General features: G+C 60.3%; 9 protein-coding genes. All 9 read left to right on the forward strand.

Annotation, left to right across the window (positions count from 1 at the left end):
• Positions 1-26 precede the first annotated feature (26 nt).
• The 9 genes from QNA11_RS14920 (at position 27) to QNA11_RS14960 (ending at position 24,164) form a co-directional block, all read left to right on the forward strand.
• Positions 27-12,722, forward strand: a complete 12,696-nt coding sequence (locus QNA11_RS14920; protein ID WP_502867533.1) for an amino acid adenylation domain-containing protein — start codon at positions 27-29, stop codon at positions 12,720-12,722.
• Positions 12,723-13,391: 669 nt separating this feature from the next.
• On the forward strand, positions 13,392-15,788 hold the full coding sequence (locus QNA11_RS14925) for a TonB-dependent siderophore receptor (protein WP_283483644.1): 2,397 nt from the start codon (positions 13,392-13,394) through the stop codon (positions 15,786-15,788).
• Between the two features lie 76 nt (positions 15,789-15,864).
• Positions 15,865-17,115, forward strand: coding sequence for a PepSY-associated TM helix domain-containing protein (locus QNA11_RS14930; RefSeq protein ID WP_283483645.1), 1,251 nt, complete (start codon positions 15,865-15,867; stop codon positions 17,113-17,115).
• A 398-nt stretch (positions 17,116-17,513) separates the two neighbouring features.
• Positions 17,514-18,731, forward strand: coding sequence for an efflux RND transporter periplasmic adaptor subunit (locus QNA11_RS14935; RefSeq protein WP_283483646.1), 1,218 nt, complete (start codon positions 17,514-17,516; stop codon positions 18,729-18,731).
• The gene (locus QNA11_RS14940; RefSeq protein ID WP_283483647.1) at positions 18,728-19,468 is read left to right on the forward strand and encodes an ABC transporter ATP-binding protein; all 741 of its coding nucleotides are present in this window, start codon (positions 18,728-18,730) and stop codon (positions 19,466-19,468) included. Before QNA11_RS14935 ends, QNA11_RS14940 begins: the two co-directional genes overlap by 4 nt.
• On the forward strand, positions 19,465-20,685 hold the full coding sequence (locus QNA11_RS14945) for an ABC transporter permease (protein WP_283483648.1): 1,221 nt from the start codon (positions 19,465-19,467) through the stop codon (positions 20,683-20,685). Before QNA11_RS14940 ends, QNA11_RS14945 begins: the two co-directional genes overlap by 4 nt.
• A 66-nt stretch (positions 20,686-20,751) precedes the next feature.
• Complete coding sequence (locus tag QNA11_RS14950) at positions 20,752-21,972, forward strand: ABC transporter permease (protein ID WP_283483649.1); 1,221 nt, start codon at positions 20,752-20,754, stop codon at positions 21,970-21,972.
• Positions 21,973-21,975: 3 nt separating this feature from the next.
• On the forward strand, positions 21,976-23,499 hold the full coding sequence (locus QNA11_RS14955; protein WP_283483650.1) for an efflux transporter outer membrane subunit: 1,524 nt from the start codon (positions 21,976-21,978) through the stop codon (positions 23,497-23,499).
• A 302-nt stretch (positions 23,500-23,801) separates the two neighbouring features.
• Positions 23,802-24,164 carry a tyrosine-type recombinase/integrase gene (locus QNA11_RS14960; RefSeq protein ID WP_283483651.1) on the forward strand — a complete coding sequence of 121 codons (363 nt, stop codon included), beginning with the start codon at positions 23,802-23,804 and terminating at the stop codon, positions 24,162-24,164.
• The last annotated feature ends 255 nt before the right edge of the window (positions 24,165-24,419 follow it).

Genomic DNA, 24,419 nt, shown 5'->3' on the forward strand with positions numbered 1-24,419 from the left:
TCACGAAAGCAGCAGGGGCTTTCAGCATGACATTTTCCTTTGAAGCATCTTCGAAGCAACTGTCGCCATACGCAGCCGACAATCTCGTCGATCTGCTCAAAGCGCGGGCCGTCGAGCAGGCTTCAAAGCTTGCCTACGTCTTTTTGGAAGATGGCGAAAGGGAAGGGGATCGTCTCGGCTACGCGGATCTTGATCGCCGCGCGCGCGCGATCGCCGCGCGATTGACCTCTCTTGGCCTTCGAGGCGAGAGAGTCCTACTCCTTTATCCTCAGGGCCTCCCCTATATCGAAGCCTTTTTCGGCTGCCTTTATGCCGGAGTCGTCGCGGTTCCGGCCTATCCGCCGTCCGGGCGCCATATCCAGCGGCTACAGTCGATCTTTCGCGATGCGACGCCATCGATGATCCTTACGACGGCGGCGTTGCGCGATCGGTTCGAAACAGAAGCGCAGTCTCAGCTTTCCGCTATTGCCTGCGGTTGGACGGCGACAGACGAGATAGCAGTCGACGAAGCGGAGTCCTGGGACGGATATACGCCAGATCCCAATCAAATTGCATTTTTGCAATATACGTCCGGATCGACGGGCGATCCGCGCGGCGTGATGATCACCCACGCCAACTTGCTGAGCAACGAAGAGCTCATCAAGAAAAGCTTCGCGCATGACGATCTTTGCGATCTTGTCGGATGGCTGCCGCTCTATCACGACATGGGCTTGATCGGTAACGTATTGCAGCCGCTCTATGTCGGCGCCACTGCCTATCTGATGTCGCCGATGGCGTTTCTCGAAAAACCGGTGCGCTGGCTGAAGGCAATCTCTAAATACCGAGCCCACACAAGCGGCGGACCCAACTTCGCGTATGATCTTTGCGTTCGTAAAGTAAAGGAAGAAGGAAAAAAAGAACTCGATCTCAGTTGCTGGCGGATCGCTTTCAGCGGCGCCGAACCGGTTCGCGCGTCGACGCTTGACCGTTTCTCGGCCGCTTTTGCGGATGTCGGCTTTTCAAGGACGAGCTTCTTTCCGTGTTACGGTTTGGCCGAGGCGACGCTCGTTGTCACCGCGCCGCGCCGCGGCGAGCTGGCTCCCGTATTGAAAGTCGACCGCCAAGCCCTCGAGTCGCTTAATGTTGCGCCGAGCGACAGCCTTAAATCTGTCGATATCGTCGGATGTGGACACGTCTGGTCGGGAACCCATGTCGAGGTTGTTCATCCAGAAACTTTTGTCCGCTGTTCGGAAAACAAAATTGGTGAAATTTGGGTCAAAGGCCCCGGCGTAGCGAAAGGCTATTGGCAGCGACCGGAGGAGACCGCTCGGACATTTGAAGCGACGATCCACGGGGACGACGGCCGTCAATATCTGCGCACTGGCGATCTCGGCTTTTTCAGCGGCGGCGACTGTTTCATCTCGGGAAGACTGAAGGATCTCATCATCGTCGCCGGACGCAACTTCTATCCCCAAGACATCGAAAGCGTTATCGAGGAGCGGACTCCCGGCGTTCGGCCCGGCTGTTCGGTCGCTTTTTCTTTTACGCAAGACGACCAAGAAGCTCTCGCGGTCATTCTCGAACCTGATCGAAGCGTTGCGGGCGCTTTGGAAAAAGGCGGCGCGCAGGACTTTTTCGCCAGGATTCGAAGCAGCGTGGTCGAAGCGGTCGACATAGAGCCGAGCGTCATCGCGCTTATCCTGACCGGCTCCCTGCCAAAGACCTCGAGCGGAAAAGTCCGACGGTCGGAATGCCGGAGAAGATTTCTTGCGGGCGAATTGAAGCTTCTGGCGCGTTCGGACAGACTGGCTCCGGCCGCGGGGGCCGGCGTGGAGCCGCCGGCATGGTCGCCCGAGGCATTCATCGCGAAAGCGTTGCCACATCTGCCCCGGGATCAGCAAGTCGAAGCGCTGACGCGCTTGCTGATAACGAGCGCCGCTGCGCTTCTGAAGATGCCCGAAAGCATGATCGTTCCTTCGGCGACGCTGCCGGAGGCGGGCTTGTCATCCATCCGATCGATCGAACTCAAGCATCGCCTCGACGCGACGTTGAGAATCGAAAGTCCGATCGGTCTGCTTCTATCAGACTCTCCGATTTCATCTGTCGCGTCCGCCCTCGCGGATTGTCTGAGTTCCGTCGCGACGGAAACCGAAGCGAGTCCGTCCCCGTTCTCGCAGAAGGCGTCTCTGTCCCGCGCCCAGTCCGCGATGTGGACCATCCATCATCTCGATCCCGAGAGCAATGCTTATAATTTGCACCTCGCGCTCGAACTGAAGGGGGAGCTTTCCGGCGCGCAGATCATTTCTGCCCTCCGCGATGTCGTGCAGCGTCATGCCCAGCTCAGGTCGGTTTACGCGCCAGCGCCTCTGGGCGCCGTTCAAAAGGCTCTTCCCTCTGACGCGTCGAATGCATGGCTGACGCAAGAACATGCAGACGGCGCGTCCGACGCCGACCTCCAGCGCGCGATGGCCGCACAGGCGCGCAAGCCGTTCGATCTGGAGAGAAGCCCGCCGCTGCGCGTCACTGTCTATAATCGGCGGGGCAGGCCGACGATGGCGCTGTTTGTCGCGCATCATATCGCGATCGATCTTTGGTCGCTGCTCCTGCTGTTGAAACAGCTCGACGTCGCGCTGCGGTCAGATGCAGGCTCTGCCCTGACGACCGCCGAAGATTACAGCGATTTCGTGGCCCGCGAACAGGAATTTCTCTCCTCACGAGCCGCGGAGGCGGACTGGGCCTTCTGGTCGAAGCGCCTCGAGGGACCGTTGCCGGTTCTTGCGCTGCCGGAGCGCAAAGCCACGCAAGGCGCACCGGACTATAGCGGCGGATCGGTTCCGCTTCGTCTCGATTCCGCGGCGACCCAGCGTCTCGAAACGCTTGCCAGAAAGAACGGCGCGAGCCTGCATACGCTGCTCGCTTCGATCTATTTCGTACTGCTGCATCGCTTGACCGGTCAGACGGATCTGATCGTCGGGACGCCGACAAGCGGCAGACTCGACCGCCGTTCCGCGCGGCTGATCGGAAACTGCGTCAACCCTGTGCCAATTCGCCTCGCGCTCGACCGGAGCGATCGCTTCACGGACGTGCTGCGGCGCGCCCGTATGGAAATGAGGGAGGTACTTGAGCATCAGCTCATGCCATTCCCCGTCATCGTCGAGCGCCTGCAGCCCGAGCGCGACGGCGGACATTTGCCAATCTACCAGACTTGGTTCGTCCTTCAGGAAGCGAACGCCGATCTTCCGGCCGAGTACGCGGCGCTGGCGCTCGGAGAAACAGGGGCCTCCATCTCGCTTGGAGCGGGCGAGGCCAGAACCGTTAAATTGCTCGACCGCGTTGAACTTTTCGATCTGAAAGTTATGGGCGCCAGGCTTGGTGATGAGCTCCTTCTCTCCTTCCAATATCGAACACAAGCCTTCGACGCTGCGATAGTCGAACGCTTCGCCCGCTATTTCAAAGCGTTGACGGACGAAATCTGCCGAGATCCGGATGGCGAAATCGCACGCTATCGTCTGCTCGACGACGCCGAGAGGCAGCAGATTCTTGTCGACTGGAATGCGACCGCCGACGACTTTCCACGTAATCTCGCACTGCATCAGCTTTTCGAGGCGCAGGCGGCGCGCGCGCCGCACGCTCTCGCGCTGGCGTTCGAAGGCGAAACGCTCACCTATGGCGAATTGAACGCGAAGGCGAACCAGCTTGCGCATGGCCTGCGACGTCTCGGCGTCGGAGCGGATGCGACCATCGGATTATGCCTCCATCGATCGGTCGAAATGGTCGTCGGGATGCTCGGCGTCCTGAAGGCGGGGGCCGCCTATCTGCCTCTCGATCCAGACAATCCCGACGAACGCCTTGCGTTCATGATCGAGGACGCAGCTCCCGCGCTCGTCCTGACCTCGACCGCGCTAAAGCCTCGCTTGCCGGGCGCGGTGCGTGCCCTAGCGCTCGACGGCGACTGGGCGAGCTTCGCGAGAGAAGGTGGTTACAACCTCGAAGCGATCGCGCGCCCACTCAATCTCGCTTATGTCATCTACACCTCCGGCTCCACTGGGAAGCCGAAGGGCGTCGGCATGGCGCATGAGGCGATTGTGAACAGGCTCAACTGGATGCAGAAGCGCTATGGCCTCTGTGAGACAGACGCCATACTGCAAAAAACGCCCTTCGGTTTCGACGTCTCGGTGTGGGAGTTCTTCTGGGCCTTATCTACGGGCGTGCGCCTTATACTCCTCTCTCCGGACGCGCATCGTGATCCATATCAAATCCTGCAGGCGATCAATCGCTACGGCGTGACAACGCTCCATTTCGTGCCGTCCATGTTGCAGGCCTTTCTGAGTGCGGTCGATCTTCGCGACGCGCCCTCTCTCCAGCGAGTCTTCTGCAGCGGAGAGGAGCTCTCTGCGACTCTCGTGAAGAGCTTCCAGGCCGCGTCGAATTGCGAACTGCACAATCTTTACGGACCGACCGAAGCCGCCATCGACGTTAGCGCCCACCAATGTTCGCCATGCGAAGGCCACCGCATTCCGATTGGGCGGCCGGTCTCCAATGTCTCGCTCTATGTCCTCGATTCGAATCTCGAGCCTACGGCGATCGGCGTCGCAGGGGACCTCTATATTGGCGGGGTGTGTCTCGCCCGGGGATATCTGAGGCGTCCAGATCTTACGGCGGACCGCTTCGTCCCCAGTCCCTTCGATGAGCCGGGCGGAAGACTCTATCGCACCGGCGACATCGCGCGCTATCGAGCGGATGGGGAAATCGAATATCTCGGGCGAAGCGATCATCAGGTCAAAGTCAGAGGATTCCGGATCGAGCTGGGCGAAATCGAAGCGGCGATTTCGGCTCTGGACAACGTCGCGCAAGCTGTGGCGGTCGTGCCGCCCGCGCATGATGGCGGCAGCGTCATCGTCGCTTACGTCACTGGCGCCGGCGTCGACGTCGACCAGATTAGGATGGGTCTGCAACGCTGCCTCCCCGAATACATGATTCCTCATTTCATCGTCGCTCTCGATGAGATGCCGCTTTCGCGGAATGGCAAGATCGATCGGAGCGCCTTGCCTGCGCATAGCGCTGTCGCCTCGTCCGCCGGCGAGTATGTCGCCCCGGCCAGCAGGGAAGAAGAGGCAGTCGTCGAAGCCTTCGCCGATGCGCTGGGTCTCGAGCGCGTCGGCGCGCATGACGGCTTTTTCCGCCTCGGGGGCGATTCGATCAGGGCCATTCAGGTCGCCGCGAGATTGCGGCAAGCCGGCTACGAAGTTACTCCCCGTCAATTGTTCGAACGGCAGACTGCCGTGGCGCTCGCGCCGGCGCTGCGACGGTTGGGCGACGCTGACGCGCAAGTCGAGAATGACCGGCGCGCTTTGCAGGCGCTCGCGCCAAATTTCGCGCTGGCCGAACTCAATCCCGAGGAGATCGCCGGCCTCCGACTCGAATTTGGCGACGTCGAGGATGCCTATCCGCTGACGCCGATGCAGGAAGGCATGTATTTCCACGCTCTGTCTCATAGCGGCACCGGCCTCTACCATATGCAGGAGCGCTACGAGATCAAAGGCGCTCTCGATATCCCGGAGTTCGCCAAAGCTTGGCAGTGCGTCGTCGATCGGCATCCGAATTTACGCACGTCGTTTAGAGTCGCCGCCAATGGTCGCGTTCATCAGATCGTGCTCGGCAGAGCGCGCCTTGACGTCACGGTCGACGCGATTGATCACCTGTCTGCAGACGAACAGGATGCCTATGTCGACGACCAGTTGAAGGCTGAACGCGCCGAGGGTTTCGACCTGTCGCAAGCGCCTCTCGTGCGTATCAGAATCATCAGATTGTCGGCTGACCGCCACATCTGCGTGCGCAGCTTCCATCACATCATCATGGATGACTGGTGCACGTCGCCGCTGCTTCTCGACATGCGTCAGCATTATGCAGCGGCCTTGCGCGGCGAGGCGCCGCATACTGCCCCCGCAGGGCGCTTCCATGATTACATCGCGTGGCTACGCATCCGCGACGTCGCGGCAGCGGAGAAATTCTGGCGTAGCTATCTCGAGGGGTTCTCAGAGCCGACGCCCCTTGTCGGCGCGACCGCCCTTTCGCAGGACGCCGCCGAGAATGTCGCCGACGCGATCGTGCGCATTTCTCCTGAGAGCTACGAAAAGCTGAAGACTCTCGCACAGCAGAGCCAGCTTACGGTCAACACCTTCGTCCAGGGAGCGCTCGCTCTGCTACTGAGCGTCCTTTCGGGGCGCGAGGAGGTCGTCTTCGGCGTGACCGTTTCCGGACGCCCCATCGACCTGCCTGGTGTCGAGTCGACGCTGGGGCTCTTCATCAACGGACTGCCGCTGCGCGTCAAGTTGCGGCGAGACACGAAGGTGGTCGATTGGCTGAGAGACATCCTCTCTGACAATCTCGAAATGCGCCAGCATGAGTTTCTGTCTCAACCGGCCATCCAGCGCTGCAGCGCGATCTCGCGCGCGGATGGCCTGCTGTTTCAACATCTGCTGACTTTCGAGAATGCGCCAATCGATCCATCGCTTCGTAGTGAGAAGGACGTTCTGGATATCGATCTTCTGCAGCTGCGGGTTCACACGAACTATCCGCTCACTTTCGTCGCGATTCCGGACGGCGATCTCACATTACGGCTGACTTACGATCGCGAGCGCTTCGACCCCGCCTTCATCGAAACCGTCGCCGAACGCTTCAAACGCGCCGTCGAGGAGCTTGCAGCCAAATTCGACTGCCCGCTCGGCGAGGTTTCTCTGCTGAGTCGGGAGGAACATTCCACTCTATTGGAGATATCCGGTGGACGCGATTTTGACTACGGTTCTCCTCTCGACTTGGTCGACCGTTTTGAGGCGCAGGCGCTTCGTGAGCCTGAGACTGTTGCGGCGCGTTGTGAAGGCGCGTCGCTGAACTATGGAGAACTGAACAAGCGCGCGAACGAGCTTGCGCATGTTTTGATCCGAGAGGGGGTGGGGCCGGATGTGATTGTGGCGCTTCTCGACGCGCGCGGGCTCGATTTCCTGATGATGCTGCTGGCGATCTTCAAGGCGGGCGGGGCCTATCTGCCGCTCGATCCGGCGCATCCGGACGGTCGCATCGCACAGGTGCTGGAGGAGAGCAGAGCTACGTTTCTGATTGTCGGGCGCGACATGCTGGCGCGCGGACAGACGATTGTGTCGGGGCTGTCGGACGCCGCGCAGCAGCAACAGCCACAGCTTCTGGCTCTCGAAGCGCTTCAAAATAAGCACGGCGCGACGAGCAACCCGCCCCGTTGTCACAGCCCCGATAATCTTGCTTTCATCATCTACACCTCTGGTTCGACGGGCAAACCGAAGGGCGCGATGGTCGAGCATCGCGGAATGTTCAATAATTTGATCACAAAGGTTCCTGTGCTGGGTTTGACGACGAACGACGTCATCGCCCAGACGGCGTCGCAATGCTTCGACATTTCGGTGTGGCAGTTCCTCACCGCGCTCGCGATCGGCGCGCGCGTCGAGATATCCCCCGATACGATCTCGCGCGATCCGCGACGCCTCGGCGCTGAGATCGCCGCTCGCGGCGTCACCATCCTCGAAGCGGTGCCCTCGATGATCCGCGCGCTGCTGGATCTCACCTTTGACGATGAGACGCCGCTTGCGGGGTTGCGCTGGCTGCTGCCTTGCGGCGAAGCCTTCGCGCCGGAACTGTGCCGGCGCTTCATGGCGCGCTATCCGCAGGTGCGTCTGCTGAACGCCTACGGCCCGGCCGAATGCTCGGACGATGTCTCCTACTTTCCGATCGAAACGCCGCCCGCAGGCGATGATCTGAGCGTGCCGATCGGACGGCCGGTCGACAATACGCAGATCTATCTGCTCGACCGCTGGCTGGAGCCGGCGCCGGCCGGCGTCGCGAGCGAGATTTGCATTGGCGGCGTCCAGGTTGGTCGCGGCTATTTGCATCGGCCCGATCTCACGGCGGCGGCGTTTACGCCCAATCCTTTTGGGCCACCTGGGAGCCGGCTCTACCGCAGCGGCGATCTCGGACGTTGGCGAGATGACGGCGTGATCGATTTCCTTGGCCGCGTCGATCATCAGGTGAAGATCCGCGGCCATCGCATCGAACCCAACGAAGTCGCCGCCTCTCTTCTGACCCATCCCGGAGTTGGGACCGCAACTGTCATTGCGCGCGCGACCACGCCGGGCGTTTATCAACTCGTCGCTTATGTTGTCGCACAGGCCGACGCCATTGAGGTCGACGAACTGCGGCGCCATCTGCAGCAAACGCTTCCCGACTATATGATCCCGTCGGCTTTCGTCTTCCTCGACGTCCTACCGCTGACGCCCAACGGCAAGATCGACCGCAAGGCGTTGCCCGAACCCGACCTCGACGCGCTGGCGGCGTGCGCCTATGTCGCGCCGCGCACGCCCACCGAGGCGGCGCTGTGCCGCATCTGGGCAGACGTTCTTCGGCTCGAACGGGTCGGCGTCTACGACAATTTCTTCGAACTGGGCGGACATTCGCTGTTGGCGATGACCCTGATCGAGAAGATGAGGCGTGAAGGATTGCGTAGCGATGTTCGCTCGCTCTTCGTCCAGCCGACGCCGGCTGGACTGGCCGTCGTCGTCGGACGGGAAAGCGCGATCGTCGTTCCGCCCAATCTCATTCCTGCTGGCTGCGACGCGATCACGCCCGAGATGCTAACGCTGGCGGATCTTACTCAAGCGGAGATCGACCGCATTGTCGCGGCGGTTCCGGGCGGCGCCACAAACGTGCAGGACATCTATCCGCTGACCCCGCTGCAGGGAGGTATACTCTTCCATCATCTCATGGCGACAAAGGGGGATCCATATCTATACCCAACTATCCTCGCCTTTAATAGCCGCGAACGTCTTGATGCGTTTTGCAACGCACTGCGGGCAGTCATCGCGCGCCACGACATATTGCGTACGGCGGTGATGTGGGACGGCTTGCGGGAGCCGATGCAGGTTGTGTGGCGGGAGGCTTCGCTTGCCGTGGAGGAAGTTAGCCTCGATCGGGCGGCGGGCGATGCTGCGCAACAACTGCTTGAGCGCTTCAGTCCTCGCCAATTTAGAGCCGATGTTCGTCAGGCGCCAATGATTCGTGTCTTCTGGGCAAAAGATGCGGCAAACGACCGAGTCGTATTGCAATTGCTTGTCCACCACTTGGTCCTGGATCATGCGGCTCAGGAATTCCTGCTTGGCGAGATCGCAGCCTATGTAGTGGGCCGCGCCGACGAACTGGCGCCTCCGATTCCCTTCCGCAATTTTGTTGCGCAGGCCCGGCTGGGGGTGAGTCAGGCGGAGCATGAAGCGTTTTTCGATGCGATGCTTGGCGACGTGACGGAACCGACCACGCCGTTCGGGTTATTGGACGTGCGGGGCGACGGCTCTGGCGTCGCGGAGGCCGAGCTCGACCTCGATCCGCGTCTCTCGAGACGCCTTCGCGGGGCAGCGCGTCTGCTTGGGGTGAGCGTTGCGAGCCTGTGGCATCTGGCCTTTGCGCAAGTGCTGGCGCGCGTTTCGGGGCGCAACGACGTGGTGTTCGGCACGGTTCTGTTCGGCCGCATGCACGGCGGCGCAGGCGCGGACCGGGCGATTGGGATGTTCCTCAACACGCTGCCGATCCGCGTGCGGGTCGGACAGGAGAGCGTCGAGGAAAGCGCACGCGGCATGCATGATCGCCTGACAGCTTTGCTGCGGCACGAGCACGCGTCTTTGGCGTTGGCGCAGCGTTGCAGCGGCATCGAAGCGCCGGCCCCCTTGTTCTCGGCGTTGCTGAACTATCGCCACAGCGCGCATGAGGGAGCGTCTGTGCTCGCCTCGCAGGGGTTGAAAGGTGCTACCGAACTTTATTGGGACGAGCGAACCAACTATCCGTTTGATGTTTCGGTCGACGATTTTGGCGACGGTTTCGGTTTGAATGTACAGACTCGATGCTCGGTCGATCCCAATGCCGTCTGCTCCTATATACAGGCTGCGCTTACAGGCCTTGTCACGGCTCTTGAAACGGCGCCCGAGACGCCGGCGCTGACAATCGATGTGCTGAGCGAAGCGGAGCGCCATAAACTTCTCGTCGAATGGAATGATACGGCGGCAGATTATCCGAAGGATGGTTGCATTCACGAACTGTTCGAGGCGCAGGCGGCGAAAACACCTGAAGCTGTCGCGGTCGTGTTCGAGGAGCAAAGTCTGACCTATGGCGAATTGAACGCCCGAGCCAATCAGCTGGCGCATCATTTACGTCGACTTGGGGTTGGCCCCGAGACGCTGGTTGGCGTGTCCATGACGCCATCAGACGACTTCGTTATCGCAATTCTTGGTATCCTCAAGGCCGATGGCGGATACGTTCCAATCGACCCATCGTACCCTTTAGAGCGTACCAGATACATATTGAAGGACGCCAACCTAAAGTTGATTCTGGCCTCGGAAGAGGTTGCCGGCAGCCTTGCCCATTTGCCAGATGCAAATGTCGCCATGGGAATCGATTCACTTCAGCTTGAGTCACTTCCAAGATCGGCGCCGCCGCGACGGGCAAGCGGACAAAATACGGCCTACGTGATTTATACGTCAGGTTCCACTGGGCGCGCTAAGGGGGTGCCGATTTCACATAGCAGTGTTGTTGCGTCCACGTCTTCCCGTTCTCATTATTACGGTGCTTCCGTTCAAAACTTTCTGCTGATCTCGTCATTCGCCTTCGACAGCTCCGTCGCGGGACTGTTCGGAACTCTTTGTCAAGGCGGAGCGCTGCATATCACCTCGGAAGAGAGACGCCGCGATCCGCGCGCGCTTGCGCAATTGGTTGCCGAGCGACAGATAACGCATTTGCTATGTCTTCCTTCGTTATTCTCCGCATTTTTGGAAGCTCTCGAGCCTCATAGCGGTTCTAGTTTGCAAGTCTGCATCGTTGCTGGCGAGGAGTGCAAAAGCGATCTGGTGTTCCGGCATTTTAGTGAGCTCGCGCATGTCAGGCTTTACAATGAATATGGACCGACCGAGTGCTCCGTTTGGAGTACGGTACACCAATGTGAGAGCCGGGAGGAAAAGACGGTTTCCGTTCCGATTGGCCGCCCGATATCTAACACGCAAATATATCTTCTTGACGGGTCTCTTGAGCTTGTTCCGGTTGGCGTTTCTGGAGAGCTCTACATTGGCGGGGCTGGTCTCGCGCGTGGCTATCTCGACCGGCCCGATCTCACGGCGGAACGATTTGTCCCCAATCCGTTTGGTTCTCCCGGACAGCGACTTTATCGCACGGGCGATCTGGCGCGCTACCGTCAGGACGGGAACATCGAATACCTTGGCCGCGCCGATCATCAGGTTAAGATCCGGGGCTTCCGGATTGAGCTTGGCGAGATCGAGGCGGCGCTGGGGCGCCTGGAGACGGTGCGTGAAGCGGTGGCGCTGGCGCGGGAAGACGCGCCGGGCGACAAGCGGATTGTGGCTTATATTGTCGGCAGAGGTGGGGCGGAACCGAACATTGAGCAGCTACGCGGGTCGCTGATGAGCGATCTGCCCGACTATATGATCCCGTCGGCTTTTATGTTTCTCGAAGCGTTGCCGCTGACGCCCAATGGCAAGGTCGACCGCAAGGCGCTGCCCGCGCCGGATTTCGATGCGCAGGGGACGCGCGCCTATGTCGCGCCACGAACCACCACGGAATGGCTGCTCCTAAAGGAATTCAAGAATGTTCTTGGTCTGGAATCAATAGGAGTCGATGACAACTTCTTCGAACTCGGCGGGCATTCGCTGACAGCAATAAAGCTGATCGATGGAATTCGGCGCAAGATCAGCGGAGACTTGCCCACTATGGCGATCTTTCAAGCGCCAACGGCGAGAAAGCTTGCGGAGATGATCTCCGGTCATCAAAACGATAATCGATCTCTCGTCGTTCCGCTGTGTAAGGGGGGAGAAAATCCGCCGATCTATTGCATTCACCCTGCGGGAGGGTCGCCAATTCGTTATCAGGCGTTCGCGGATTCGCTGCAGGGGCTCGCACCGGTTAACGGCATTCAATCGCGTCGCATATTTGATGATCGACATATCGACGAATCGCTTGAGAAAATGGCTGAATGCTATGTTCGCCAGATTCGTGACCATCAGCCTCAAGGGCCCTATTTTCTACTGGGCTGGAGCAGCGCTGGCGTTACAGCAGTTGCAATCGCGGAGAAGTTGGAAGCGCTCGGCAAAAAAGTTGCTTTCGTGGGGGTAATCGATTCATTTCTTGATTTTCCTAGCTTTGGCGATGGTGTCGATATTGCAAACGGTCCGACCGCCGTTCTGGACGGTTTTAGAGAATTTGCTATATTGGAAGGTAAGAATCCGGATGAACTCTTGACGGACGAAGATCGCAAGCATCTCTTGGCTATGTCTGATCGGTTATCGGCCAAGGAACAAGTCCGATACATCGCGGTCTGGGGTCAAGAGCGAGGCTACTGGCAAGGGGTATCCAGCGAGTTAATTGACTTCATTTACACGGATACCGTGAACGCCATCAGAATGATTTGCGAACACGATCTAAAAAAAATTCAGGCGCCCATCCATTATTGGGCAGCGCAGCAGTCGCTTAAGGCCGACGAAGCGACAAAATCCGAGTGGTCTCAGATTACGCAAAGCGGTCTGAAATTTCAGATCGTAGCCGGCGACCATACGTCGATCGTGTCGGACCCGATCTTGCATGCGCAAATTCGAGATGCATTGACCGCCATCTGGCGTGGCCACGCGGCCGACGTCTCATCGGCGAAACATGAAGCAATGCTGGAATGATTTGATACGCGGCTGAGTAACAATTTTGCAACAGTGTGGCAGTTCGGTTCGGCAATGCTCGATTCAATTCTTGAACTTTACCGTAGTTTCGACGACGATTTCATCGTCGGAGCCGCGGTGAATCTCGCTTCCCAGATTCGACCACAGGGGTAGGAAAGGTGGCATCCAAGACGATTCGGGCCCGTGGGCTGGCTGGGAACTGGACCAGTCGGCTCGCCGTCGCCGCGGCTGCTTGGCTGTTCGTTCTGCAGGTGCTTGCCGGATTTTGCTTCTCGCATCTTCCTGCAGGCTCGGCGCACGCTCAGATTGACTCGTCGTTGTCACAACCCTTGTCAAACTGCTCGGCAATTGACATTGCAGATAAATCGACGCCTCCAGCAGGTAGCCAAATTGCGCTATGCTGTGTTTTTCATCATGGCGGCGATGACCAATTTTTGCCTCCCACCCGCGCGAAACGGATTGACGACCAAGCCTATTCAAATAATCAGCCTGCCGTTCCCGGAATCTTTGACGATACTCGTATCGCTGACGTTGAGCGTACTGGCTGGCTGAGTTCCTGGTCCGCGCTGGCCCCTCCTCGTACCTCCTGACTCTCATCGCCGTTCGAGGCCGTGCGCCTCGCTCCCATTGAGATATTAGCGGCTCAAACGCCGCATCAGGAATATGGCTATGCTTCTCAGTGTCTTCACGCGCGGCGCTTCCGCCGGCGCGCTCACTCTTGCGTTCTCCACCTGGGCCGTCGCCCAGCAGTCCCTGCCCACGATCGACGTGGGGGGCCAGCGACGTGCGGCGGCTGCGCGCACGCCAGCGCAACGCGGCCAAGCTGCTTCGATCGGTTCGGTCGGGCAGCCTTCGACGGCAGTTCCGCTCAATACGTCCGGCCTGCGGCTCGAGCCGAAAACGCCGACCGAGGCCTATATCGTTCGCAATGCCGATTCGGCGACCAAGATGGACGTTCCGATCAAGGAGATTCCTCAATCGATCGAAGTGATCCCCAGGCAGGTGCTGGTCGATCAACAGGTGACAAACCTCAAGGACGCGGTCAGCAATGCCAGCGGCGTGCTCTCGAACAATCTCGAGGGCCTCGGCGCGCAGTTCCATATACGTGGATTCAGGCAGAACTTCATATTCAGAAATGCGCTGTCCTTGTCGCAATTTACCAGTATGCCAATGCTTGTGGACACCGCCAATGTCGAGCGCGTCGAGGTGCTCAAGGGCCCCTCGTCGATACTTTTCGGCAGAGCGGATCCTGGCGGCGTCATCAATATCGTCACCAAGCAGCCGCTTGATGAGCCGCTCTATCGCGTCGACCAGCAGATCGGCTCCTATGATCACTACAGAACTCAGTGGGATGTCTCGGCGCCCATCGCCGAGGTTCCCGGCCTCGCCTACCGGGTGTCGGGCGCTTATCAGAATAATGGTTCGTTTCGCCAGTTTCAGGGTGGACGCAGGGCGTTTCTCGCCCCGGTCGTGCGTTATAGCCCGTCGGCCTGGACAGAGTTCACGGCCGAGGCCGAGCTACTGACCTCCAGGATACAGCAGGATCTCGGACTTCCGAGCGGCTCGCTTTTTGGCCCCCTGATCGCGCCGCTCCCGCACACGCGTTCGTTCCAGGAGGCGAACGACCCGAAGGACACTTTCGATCGATATCTCGTCAGCTATAACTTCCGCCAGAATCTCAACGAAGACTGGAAGGTGACCAATCGTTTTCTCTATCAGGACAGTCGCTCTGCCTCGAACATGTTGTCGAACGCGGGCTTTGGCCAGTTTGCTTACGACACGGGCTTCAACCCCGAGCAGTTTTTTCAGATGAACAGGCAAACGCAGTTTCAGGACTTTAAAAGGTACAATCTTTCGACAAATATCGACCTCAGCGGCAAGTTCGAGGCGCTCGGCGCCAAGCACAATTTTCTGTTCGGGCTGGATTACGCGAATCTAGGTTACGACTATGTCTATAATTTTGGGTTCGATAATTATCCGATCAACATCTACGCCCCCGTTTACGGAACCGTGCCGAACTCGGCGTTCTATGACTCCGTGATCGGGCGCGGCTACAAGTCCAGCTCCTCGGTGGTGGCGCGTCAGAAAGGAATGTACGTTCAGGATTATATTACCTTCGACCGGCTGCATCTGATGATCGGCGCGCGCTACGACATCGCCGACCTAACGAGAGGCAAGTCGCGATCCAATTTCGGCCTGTTCCCGGTTCTGGCGTCCGACAAGGAACTGGCGATCGCGGCTCGCCTTCGTCAGCCAACCACCATCTCTACCGGCTGGAGCCCGCGCGTCGGCGTCGTCTTCGACATTCTGCCCGAACTCAGCGCCTACGCCAGCTATTCCAGATCTTTCGGCCCACAGGCTGCTTTCGACGCCAAAAGCGTCGCCCTCCCGCCGGAGCGTGCCCTGCAATGGGAAGTCGGATTCAAGGCGCAGCCGCTTCCCGGCCTGCTCGCCACGCTTGCATTCTACCAGATCACGAAATCCAACGTCGCGACTGCGCTATTCGGAACAGTTGGAGTGTCGCAACTTGCAGGTCTGCAGCGCAGCCGCGGCGTCGAGTTCGATTTGATCGGCGCGCTGACGGATCGCATGACGGTCATCGCCAACTACGCCTATATTAACGCGAAGGTGATAGACGACAATGCGCCGAACCGGCTGAATCCATTCGGTCTTCTTGATAGTGCGGTGTTCGGCGCACAGGGCGGCTTTCTCGGCAACCATCTCGAATTCGCGCCTCGTCACAGCGGCAAGCTGTTTCTCACTTACGACTTCGGGGACAACGGTCTTGGCTTTCGCGCCGGCGGCGGCGTGACCGCCTCCTCCAATTGGTGGGGCGATCTCGAGAATACATTCGTTATGCCCGGTTTTGCGCGGCTCGACGGATTCGCCAGCTACACGGCGGAACTCTACGGACACAGGGTAACGGCGCAGCTCAACCTGCAAAACATCAACAATGTGCGTTACTTCGACGCTGTCGACGATACGTTCAACTACAACGCGGCGCCCAAATTCAGGATTCCCGCTCGTCCGTTCACGGCAGTGGGAGCGCTGAGCTTCAAATGGTGAGCGCGAACCTTCGCGACCTCAGGCCGTCCCGAAACGGGGCGGCCTCTTAGCCCTTCTCGTATCGAGGAGCCTTTTGATGTTGACGCGCGCGTTCTGGGTCTGGCTTCACCGCTGGGCGGGCCTCGTGATGGCTGGCTTTCTCATCGTCGTCGGGCTGACGGGAAGCCTGCTGGCGTTTTGGCTCGAAATTAATCATTGGCTGACGCCGGAGATGTATCCGGGCGATCGGCCCGGGATCACGCTCGATGCCGCGACGTTGGCGCGCCGCGCCGAGGCGATCGTTCCGCAGGCGCAAACGAAGACCGTATATCTCGGCTATCCCGGCTCGGTGATGATCGGCATGGAGGCGCGTGAGGGCGCCGCGCCGCTCGATTTTGAATACATCCATCTCGATCCGATCGACGGACATGAACGCGGGCGCGCGGCATGGCATGGACTGCCGAAGACGAAGACCGACATCATGCCCTTCGTCTACGCCCTACACATGTATCTGGCGATGAGCGGGATCGGCGACTGGATACTTGGCGTTGTCGCGCTCTTATGGACGATCGACTGCTTCGTCGGGTTCTACCTGACGCTGCCGACGCCGACCGGCCATTCGCGCAAAGGGTTTCTCGCGCGCTGGAAGCCGGCCTGGCTCATTAAGTGGCGCGGCTCCTCAGCCTACCGCGTCAATTTCGATCTCCACCGCGCCTTCGGACTTTGGCTCTGGGTCATGCTGCTGATATTCGCCTGGTCCAGTGTCTATTTGGATCTCAATTTCGTTTACACGCGCGTGACGCAATTCGTGCTCGATTATGAGCAGCCGATGTGGGCGCGTAGTGACGTCAAGCCGCCGGCGCCGTCGGGCCGGGAGCCGATGTCATGGGAAGAGGCGCTGGCGACCGGAGAGCGCCTGATGGCGACCGAGGCCACCAAGCGCGGCTTAACGATCGAACGCGTTCTCGCGCTATACAATTCCAAGCAGCTCGGCGGCTGGGAGTATCGCGTGCGCTCGTCAAGAGACATCGGCGACAAATACGGATCGACGTCGGTTTATTTCGACGCCTTCGACGGAAGGTTGCTCGGCGTCAAAATCCCTACGGGAGAGCAGAGCGGGACGACGGTGACGACGTGGCTCGTACAGCTTCACACCGCAAATCTGTTCGGCATGCCTTACAAGATTTTCGTCTGCGCCCTCGGCCTCGTCATAACGATGCTGTCCGGCACGGGCGTTTACATCTGGTGGCGGAAGCGGCGCGCGCGGAAGCGCCACGTAACTGGAGCTACGCTTGCCGGTGTGCCGGCGAGCAGGAGTCCCGCTGAGTATTTCAGGCTTTTACGCTAAGGCGGAATTTATGCGCTCCCGCAATATCGATATGCAACTGCTCCGCCGCAGAATTTCGCGCCCGGCGCGTTTTGGCCTATGCGCGCGCATCGCTTATCGCGTTTCTGCGCGACCGGCTCGTTTCCCTTTCGGCGCCGCCGCGATTGACGCGGCGTCATCGACGGCGGACCGGATCATGAACCCATGTGCCGTTTCACGATCGAGGGGGACGGGCAAGGACGCTCCTTCGTCGTGCCGCTGAGCCAGCTCTCTTTAGGCCAGGACAATCAGTTTCAAATGCGCTCTCCCGCGAGTCTCGATAGATCACCGACAACGATCGGAGCGCGTGACCGGGGTACGGCGGCAAGGATCACGCGCGTGATTTGTCGTATGTTGGCGTTTACTGGAGTTTCTTTCCAATGAGGATCGACGCAAAGGGAAAGAAGATTTCGATCGTCGGCGCGCTCGTATTTTCTGCGGTGGTTCTGTGCCTGACTCTCTGGTGGTCTTTCGGTAGCGGAAACGCCGACGCGACACGCCTCTACCAAACGCAACTCCTTGGCCGCGGCGTCGTCGAGCGGAGCGTTACGGCGTCTGGCGCGGTCAAAGCGCTGGTGACGGTCGACGTGGGTTCGCAAGTTTCCGGGCCGATCACGGAGATGAAGGTCGATTTCAACAGCAAAGTGAAACAGGGCGATCTCATCGCCGTGATCGATCGCGCGCCGTTCGACGCGAAAGTGCAGGCCGCCTCGGCTAATCTCGCGATCGCCAGGGCGGACGTCTCGCGGCGCGAGGCGGCGATGGCGAAGCTGCAAAAGCAGCTCGGTCTGCTCGATCGCAATGTCGGGCGCTACAGCGCGCTGGCGTCGGCCGCGGGCGTCTCCCGCCAGCAGCTCGATCAGGCGCAAACGGAGAGCGGCGCCACGCGCCATGAACTCAGCGCGGCGCAAGCTGACCTCGAGTCGGCGAAAGCGACTGTCGCGCTGCGGCAGGCCGAATGCGATCAAGCCCAGATCAATTTCGATCGCACTTTGATCAAATCGCCAATCAACGGCGTGGTGATCGACCGAAGGATGCAGCGCGGGCAGACCGTGACGGCGGAGTATCAGACGCCCGTATTGTTTCAGATCGCACAGGACCTGTCGCAAATACAGATTCTGGCGCAGGTCGACGAGGCGGATGTCGGCGCCATCCGCGTTGGAGACGAAGTGAAGTTCACCGTCGAGACCTTTCCCGTCGAAACCTTTTACGGCGTCGTCGAGCAGATACGGCTGGCGGCGACGAAAACGAGCGGCGTCGTGACCTACACGGTCGTCGTTCGCGCGCAAAACCCGGACATGCGGCTTTTTCCGGATATGACGGCGACGGTTCGGATCGTGACGGCCCGACGCGAGAATGTGCTGAACACGCCAAACGAAGCGTTACGGTTTCATCCCTCCGCCGCCGTTGCGGACGACGCCGCGCCGCGCGCGGGGCAGACACGCCTCTGGGTTCTCGACGCGACAAATTCGCTGAAGTCGCGATCCGTTCGCCTGGGCGTCAAGGGTGACGCGGCGACCGAGATTCTCGACGGCGATCTGAAGCCGGGCGACGCGGCGATCCTGCGGGCGACAGTCGCCGCGACGCCGGAGAAATGACAGTGTCCTCCGCGCCGCCAGATCCCGCCATCGAATGCGTGGGACTGACCAAGACTTACAATCTTGGGAACGAGAAAGTGCTCGCTTTGCGCGGGGTGAGCTTTTCCGTCGCGCGCGGCGAGTTTGTCGCGATCATGGGCGCGTCCGGATCCGGCAAATCGACGATGGCGAATCTGATCGGGGCGCTCGATACGCCGACGTCCGGCGTCTTGAAGATCCACGGCCAGGCCGTGGCGTCGATGACGGGCGATGATCTTGCGCATTTGCGCAATCTTAGCATCGGCTTTGTATTTCAGCAGTTCAATCTGATGGCGCGGATGTCGGCGCTCGAAAACGTCATGCTGCCGCTCGCCTATTCGTCACGACCGGGCGTCGACGCCTTCGAGTGTGCGCGCGCGCGATTGCAGCAGGTCGGGCTCGGCGACAGACTCAGCCATCGGCCCAATCAGCTTTCCGGTGGACAGCAACAGCGCGTCGCGATCGCCCGCGCGCTGGTGAATGATCCCAAAATCGTCATCGCCGACGAACCGACGGGGGCGCTCGACACGCATAATTCGCATGAGATCATGTCGCTTCTTTCGTCACTCAACGAAGAAGGGCTGACGCTGGTCGTCATCACGCACGAGCCTGATATCGCGGCCTATGCCGATCGGCTACTGCGCTTTTGCGACGGCGAGATTGTCGAAGACGTGTGTCAGCGTCGCAGCGGCGCGCGTGCGAAGGAGCCAACGGCGTGACGCTTCAGACGCTTTTTCGAGAGGCGATCAACGCGCTTCGACTGAATCTACTACGCAGCGCGTTGACGGCGTTCGGCGTCATCATCGGCGTCGGCAGTCTCGTCGTGATGAGCGCGGCGAATTCGGGCGCGAACAAGCTCGTCGAGCGCCAGATCGCCGATCAGGGCACGGATGCGCTCGTCGTTCGCGCGGCCAAGGTGGAGAATGCGCTCCGGCGCGGCGCGGTGGTCGTCCTAACCGACCAGGACGCGAATGCGGTCCGTGAACTGGTCCCGAACATACAATATCTGTCGCGCGAGGTTTACAGTAAAGTGACGCTTGTCGCGGGAAACTCCAGCTGGATCACCGAATATTGGGGAGTCGACGCGTCATACGAGCAGGTTTGGGGCGTCAAGCTTTCCGAGGGGCGGTTTTTCGACGAGGCCGAGGCGCGTTCCGGCGCAAAGGTCATCGTCGTCGGCGCGACAGTTGCAAGAAAGCTGTTCGGAACTGCGTCTCCGCTGGATCAGACAGTCCGCCTGGGCACGATACCCGTCCGTATCATCGGCGTGCGCAGGAAGCGCGGCTCCTTCGGTGGCGTCGATGAGGATAATTTCATCATTCTTCCGATCAAGACGGCGCGCGCGCATATCCCAAACTCGGAAATGTCGACCGCTCGGCAACTCAGCCTGATCGATATGAAAGTTTCTCCAGGCGCCAACCGCGAGAAGGTCAAACAGGACGTTCTCGCGCTTCTGCGCGAGCGCAAGCATTTGCGCGGCGCGCAGGAGGACAAGCTCGATGTGATCGACCTCACGCAGATGGTTCAGTTGCTGAACACGACACAATCCACGCTGAACCGGCTTCTCCTCGCGACGGCGGCGATCCTGCTTCTCGTCGGCGGGGTCGGGATCATGAATATCATGCTCGTGTCGGTCACCGAGCGCACGCGGGAAATCGGACTTCGCATGGCGATCGGCGCGCGCCGGCGCGACATACTCCTGCAGTTTCTGACCGAAGCCGTCACGCTGTCCGTTGTTGCGGGACTGATCGGTCTCATGATCGGCTTCGCGGGAAGCGTTCTCGTGGCGCGCCTCGTGGACTGGCCACTCATTATCCCGCCATTGGGCGCTGCGGCGGCCACTCTGGTTTCTGTCGGCGTCGGGATCATATTCGGCTACCTTCCCGCGCGCCGCGGGGCGGGATTGAATCCAATCGACGCTTTGAGGAGGAAGTAACGCCTTGCGATTTTCCCGCGGCGGCAAGCAGCGACGGCGCGGCGCGCTCGCAAAGGAGCCGACGGCATGACTCCGCGCACGCTCCTGCAGGAGGCGGCCACGGCGCTTCGCTCGAATCTGCTGCGCAGCGCCCTGACGGCGATCGGGGTCATCATCGGCGTCAGCGGCCTCGTCGTCATGAGCGCGGCCAATGCGGGCGCGAATAAACTCGTCGAGCGGCAGATCGCCAGCGCGGGCACGGATGTGCTTTTCGTATTCACGACCAAGGTGGAGAATGCGCTCCGGCGCGGCGTGGCGGTTGTTCTAACCGATCAGGACGCTAATGCGATTCGTGAGGTCATCCCCAACCTGCAATATCTGTCGCGAGAAATAAACGGCGGCGTCACCGTGGTCGCCCGCGATAAGAGCTGGAACACCAAATATTATGCCGTCGAGGCGACCTATCAGACGGTTTTCGGCGTCAAGCTCCTCGAGGGCCAATTCTTCGACGAGGAAGAGGTTCGCGCCGGCGCGAAAGTGGTCGTTCTTGGAGCGACCGTCAAAGAAAAATTATTCGGAAACGAGTCGCCGCTGGATCAGACCGTGCGCCTCGGCGCCGCTCCGGTTCGCATCATCGGCGTGCGGACGAGGCTCGGTTCGATGGGCGGCGAGAATATGGACAATTACATCTATCTTCCGATCACGACGGCGCGCGCGCATCTGCCGAATTCCGCATTGTCGAGCCCCCGGCAAATCAGCTCCATCGACATGAAAGTCAGGCCCGGCGCCGACCGCGAGAAGGTCAAAGAGGAGGTTCTTGCGCTATTACGCGAGCGCAAACATCTCGTCGGCGCGCAGGAGGACAAGCTCAACGTCTTCGACTCGACCCGATTTGTCGAGCTGCTGAACACGACGCAAACGTCTCTAACCTGGCTTCTCTCGGCGGCCGCCGCGATCTCGCTCTTCGTCGGTGGCGTCGGGATCATGAACATCATGCTTGTCTCCGTCACCGAGCGCACGCAGGAAATCGGGCTGCGCATGGCGATCGGCGCGCGCAAGCGCGATATCCTCCTGCAGTTTCTCGTCGAGGCCGTCACGCTATGCGTCGTCGCAGGGATCATCGGTCTTGGTATCGGCCTCGCGGGAAGCGCGCTCGTCGCGCTCCTGGTGGACTGGCCGCTCATTGTCCCTCCGGTGAGCGTCGCGGCGGCTCTGTTGGTCTCCGTCGGCGTCGGCGTGCTCTTCGGCTATCTCCCGGCGCGTCGGGCGGCGGGATTGAATCCGATCGACGCGCTGAGGTGGGAGTAGACTATGAGATTGCGGCTTCCCACGCTGCTGGTCGCGATGCTGTCGGCGTTCGCCGGAAGCGGCTGCAATCTCGACTGGGAGAAGCCGGATCTTGGCGCGCCGCCGCCCGAACGATTTCGCGCAGCGAGACCACGTTCCGCGCCGCCGCTGCGCGCTGCGCGCGACTTCGTGGCGCTCTTCCGATCAAGGGAACTGACCGGATTCGTCGACCAGGCGCTCGATCAAAATCTCGACATCGGCGCGGCGGTCGCCCGGATAGAGCAGGCCGACGCGCAGGCGAGGGTGTCGAGCGCGGCGCTGTGGCCGTCTCTATCGGTGAATAACATCGCCCAGACGAACCGCACCCCGGGAACGGTCCTGGTCCCCACATCCGGCGCGGGTGGACTGACGCCCGCGAGTTCCGACGCCCTCGCTACTTCTGACTTCCAGGCTGTCAGCTTTGGCTTCTTTCAGCTTGGTCTGACCGCAAGCTATGAGATCGATTTTTGGGGCAAGATTCAGGACGCTTCCAGCGCCGCGCGGCTTCTCGCCAACGCCAGCCGCTTCGACCGCGACGTCGTGGAAATCACGACGATCGCCGCGGTGCTGAACGCCTATTTTCAGACTCTGGCGGCGCGCGACCGTCTCCGCATCGCCCGCGACAATGTCCGGATCGCAACCGAGGTGTACGAGACGATCAAGCTGCGGTTCGGCGTCGGCACGGCGACGGGGATGGACGTCGCGCAGCAGCAAGCGATCCTCGCGGATCAACGCGCCTCGATTCCGCCGCTCGAGCAAAGTTTGCAGCAGACGGAAAACCTCCTCGCGGTGCTGCTCGGCCGCGCGCCCGAGGACTTGCTGCTCGAGGGCGGATCGCTGGCGAAGCTCGCTGTTCCGGCTGTCGCGCCCGGCTTGCCGTCGGAAGTGTTGCTGCGCCGTCCGGATATTGCGCTGGCGGAAGCAAGACTCGCCTCGCAGGAATTTTCCGTGCTTCGCGCGCGCGCCGCGTTTTTTCCTTCGATCACTCTCACCGGACTCTATGGCTTGCAAAGCGCGCTTCTGAAAAACCTGCTGCGGCCCGAGGCCGTCGCCTGGCAATTCGGGTCCGAACTGGCGCAACCTCTATTCGACGGCTACGCCTTGCAGGGACAATATGAGTTGCAGAAAGGCAGATATCAGGAGCTCGCGACCCTTTACCGCAAGCAGATTCTCTCCGCCTTGACGGATGTCGAGAACGCGCTCGTCGCCGCGCGCGAGACGGAGCGTCAGGTAATGCTGCAGGTCGAATCAGTCACGGCCTGGCGCCGCGCCTATGCAACAGCGTTGGCGCGGCTGCGCGAGGGGACCATCGACACCGTCACGCTCGCCATAACGCAGACCTCGCTCTTCCAGAGCCAGGATCGCCTTGCGCAGGCACGTCTGGCGCGCTTCCGAGCTGCGACCAGCCTCTATCAGGCGCTGGGCGGCGGTTGGTCGCCAACAACCCGCGACATCGAGATCGCGCAGGCGAACGCAGTCTACGAAGCCGAAAAGGGACCCTGGCCGTAGTCTCTCGTCGTCACCGCCGCACCCTCGACAGGCTTGTATCAGACGCCGAGCTGCCAGGAAGCCAAACTGGCAGGCATTGTGGAGCGGATCGGCGCCTGCGGAAACGACCGCGCGGGTTCTCGATCCGGATGGAGTAAATCCGCGCCTATCGGCCTCATCCTTTATCTCGTCGCCCAGAAGCATTCCTGAGGCACGTCAACCAAGTCACATGCGCCCAGCGGTCCTTCACACGGCGCCGTGGGACGAAGGAGGCGATCGAAAGGATTGTTTTCGGTCGCGAGCCTGAGAGGCTTGCCGCGGTCATGAGCGCCGAGGAAGTCGCGCGGTTCCTGGAAGCGGTTGACGGACTGCGCAACCGCGTCGCGCTGGCGACCGCTTATGCGGCAGGTTTGCGGGTCAGAGAAGTTACGCGTCTGAAGTTCGCCTCGATCGACAGCACGCGGATGTTGATCGACGTCGAGATCGGTAAAGGCGGCAAGGGGCGCGTGACGTGGTGTGAAATGGACCCGCGGTTGCGTTCTAGCCTATTTGGAGATAGGAAAGATTTGGTTGAGAACTGCGCGGCGGCATTCTCTCATGTTTCGTACGATTTTCATTGTGTTTCTGGTATTGGCCCAGTCTGCATTTTTGGGGCTGGGGTCTGCCAATCCGTTTGCAGCTCATAACGAGCAGGGCATTCAGGACGTAATATGCTCTACCAGCAATTTAAAAGAGCTGCCGTTGGCTTCCGGCAGCGCATGCCGATTTGATGGCGTTTGTTGCCTTACCTCTTGTTCGTGCTCATCACTTTTCCAAGGTCCCATCTCGCGCGGGTTCACGACGCGCACGCAGGTTGAAGCGCGCACGCATACGCTAAATGCGTCATTCCCTGTTGGGCGCTATTGTTCGAGTTCATCGCCTCACCAACCCCGCGCGCCGCC

Source organism: Methylocystis sp. JR02 (genome assembly GCF_030063565.1).
Taxonomy (GTDB): domain Bacteria; phylum Pseudomonadota; class Alphaproteobacteria; order Rhizobiales; family Beijerinckiaceae; genus Methylocystis; species Methylocystis iwaonis.

Excerpts from the sequence above, each read along its gene's own strand:
- QNA11_RS14935 (WP_283483646.1), top strand. The coding sequence starts at position 17,514 with ATGAGGATCGACGCAAAGGGAAAGAAGATTTCGATCGTCGGCGCGCTC.
- QNA11_RS14960 (WP_283483651.1), top strand. The coding sequence starts at position 23,802 with ATGAGCGCCGAGGAAGTCGCGCGGTTCCTGGAAGCGGTTGACGGACTG.
- QNA11_RS14920 (WP_502867533.1), top strand. The coding sequence starts at position 27 with ATGACATTTTCCTTTGAAGCATCTTCGAAGCAACTGTCGCCATACGCA.
- QNA11_RS14930 (WP_283483645.1), top strand. The coding sequence starts at position 15,865 with ATGTTGACGCGCGCGTTCTGGGTCTGGCTTCACCGCTGGGCGGGCCTC.
- QNA11_RS14955 (WP_283483650.1), top strand. The coding sequence starts at position 21,976 with ATGAGATTGCGGCTTCCCACGCTGCTGGTCGCGATGCTGTCGGCGTTC.
- QNA11_RS14940 (WP_283483647.1), top strand. The coding sequence starts at position 18,728 with ATGACAGTGTCCTCCGCGCCGCCAGATCCCGCCATCGAATGCGTGGGA.
- QNA11_RS14925 (WP_283483644.1), top strand. The coding sequence starts at position 13,392 with ATGCTTCTCAGTGTCTTCACGCGCGGCGCTTCCGCCGGCGCGCTCACT.
- QNA11_RS14950 (WP_283483649.1), top strand. The coding sequence starts at position 20,752 with ATGACTCCGCGCACGCTCCTGCAGGAGGCGGCCACGGCGCTTCGCTCG.